This window comes from Massilia sp. YIM B02769 (genome assembly GCF_030411995.1).
Lineage (GTDB): Bacteria > Pseudomonadota > Gammaproteobacteria > Burkholderiales > Burkholderiaceae_D > Telluria.
Map to the genome: position 1 here is coordinate 1 of NZ_JASNRC010000038.1, position 2468 is coordinate 2468.

A 2468-nucleotide genomic window follows, 5' to 3' on the forward strand; every position below is an offset into this window, starting at 1 on the left:
TAAAAGTGATCTGGTCGAGCTTCAGGACGGTGACCTGGAAGCTGATGTGAACCTCGCGCTTTATTGCTTTTTGCACGTCGCTTTTACTTACAAGCTTTAGAGCCTTCATCTCTGACTCTGAACGTCCGCTGTGAGTCGTAAGCGGGCGCGACAATAGGTCCGCAATCGGCCAAGAGCGGACATGCCAGGGTGCCGTATTACCTTAGCCACGAAATGGAGAGTCGCTTGTTTCCGTCTGAGTACCTATTGATCTTAGTATGGGTGCTGTTTCCGGCACTACTTATTGGCTTTGTGGCCTTGATTGCATGTCGTGTACGGACGGGTAATCCCAGTGTGTTACGAACTGTACAGGCTGGCACCATGCTGACTATATTTTCGTTCGGTCTGTCTATCGTTTTCACCGTATATGGACCAGCCGAGTTGTCCCCGTGGCTCGGGTTGCGCGACGACCCTGTAATGTGGGCACCGTTTGCGTTTGCCGCAGTTTTTTTAGCGCTGCCACCGTCAATCTTGTGGATGCGGCTCGGTATTGCAGCTGGAAACGAAAGAGGACAGTACCCCCGCGATTAACAACGTACGCTTTGGGTCATAGGCGGACGCTACCATAAGTCCGCAATCAGCCAGGAGCGGACAGTCGGAAATGGAGCTGAAATGAGATATGAAAACGGCAGCGTGATTCAGCCTGGGGACATCGTAGAGATTGACGGCAAGTATAGCGGGCAAGTAGTTGCGTCCATGGATACTTCACAGTATCTGCCAGGAGAGGAAGCCTGGGCATACCTAGCTGAAGGAATCATGGTCATGACCAACTTTGCTGGGCTCGTTCACTACACGAGCCAAGCTACGGACAGACTAGTTCTGAAGGCGCGAAATGTGCAGCAATAACCTGTCCGCTTCGGGTCGAAAGCGGTCGCTACAATACGTCTGCAACCGGCCAGGAGCGGACGTTCTTGTAGAGCTGAACTGGCGTCTACTCCCCATTGACTTTATTTGTTCAATTTATGCCCATCCCAACATTCAAATACCATCCTGATCCACTCGCAACGGGGAGTGTAGAGAAATCTGATGCGCAATGTATTTGCTGTGGCAGGAACCAAGGCTTCATTTACGTGGGTCCGGTATACGCACAGGAGGAGCTTGACGAACAAATCTGCCCTTGGTGTATTGCTGACGGGACAGCTGCCAGAAAATACGACGCCACTTTTACGGACGAGGAAGGCATCGGTACCTGTGGCGACGGGCAACCCGTGCCCGAGTACGTCATCGAAGAAGTCGCGCGTCGAACGCCCGGCTTTTCAGGGTGGCAGCAAGAGCAGTGGTGGTCGCACTGTGGAGACGCAGGTGCTTTCCTTGGTGCCGCTGGCTATGAAGAACTCAAGACCTTGGGAGAGGACGCAATTCTTTCAATTCGGGAGTCGACTGGACTGCCGCTTGGACAAGTATGGGAAGAGTTTTTTCAGGCATTAGACAAAGACGGGGTTCCTACCGCCTATGTCTTCCGCTGCACCAAATGCGGAGCTGTAGGGGGATTTCAGGACTGCGACTGAGTGTCCGCTTCGGGTCGATAGCGGCCGGTCGTGACAGCCGGTGAGTTTGTTGCCTCAGCAACCTGCTATACTGCTTCGGACAGCCGCTTTCGGCCAGAAGTATCCGGTTGAGAAGGGGCGCGTAACAAACCCCGTAGCCTTCACGTTAAATTAGCACTTTTCGATCTCAAACCAAGTGGCTTTTAGATGCGCTTTTCCCCGGTTACATCTGAAGACATTGCTTTCCTGCGAGCGCTCGAGGGACGGTACAGCATTTCACTCGAAAACAAGCGACTTGCATTCCTGATGGGCCTATTTTTTTGCCTCGCGATACCCGGTCTAATAGGTTGCGCATTTTTGCAATACGGGCTTCCTGAATGGCCGTTCACTGACGACGAATGGGGAGTCGTAACCATCGGGATTGGCTCCCCAGCGTTAGGATTAGGCTTGTGGTTGTCATCGTTTCGCGAATGGGAATTTGCGCCAGAACGAATTACGGCGCACCGTCGCGGAAAAATACTTTGGAAAATCTCGATAGCCGACATAACGGGAACCAACTTCCAACTTACCGGAGCGAACACAGGTTGGTTGCACCTTTCCGTTGGCAGTCGCCGCGTTTCCGTTCTGCTGGTTCCTGACCTATTAGCGCGGATACAGTCCATTCGTTCGACGAGTGAGCATGGGGCATAAGCGCGAAGCGGACGAGCGACAAAAGATGAGGTATGTTTCCTCCTGCAGCTGACACCTCACGTTGAATGTCCGCTTTCGAAGTGTAGCCATGTCAGCAATGGGTCGGTAGCGGCCGGTCGTGATAATCGGCGAGTTTGTTGCCTCAGCAACCTGCTATGCTGCTTCGGACAGCTGCTTTCGGCCAGAAGCGGACGTAGCGATCATCGGATAAATCGCCTGGTGGCGGAGGAGGATAGCTAGTGGACACCCCAA

Annotated in this window: 1 protein-coding gene; it reads left to right on the forward strand. The window is 53.1% G+C overall.

Annotated elements, in window-relative coordinates; translation table 11 throughout:
* The first annotated feature begins 1001 nt into the window (after window positions 1–1001).
* Window positions 1002–1547 carry a CbrC family protein gene (locus tag QPK31_RS26070; protein WP_290425790.1) on the forward strand — a complete coding sequence of 182 codons (546 nt, stop codon included), beginning with the start codon at window positions 1002–1004 and terminating at the stop codon, window positions 1545–1547.
* The last annotated feature ends 921 nt before the right edge of the window (window positions 1548–2468 follow it).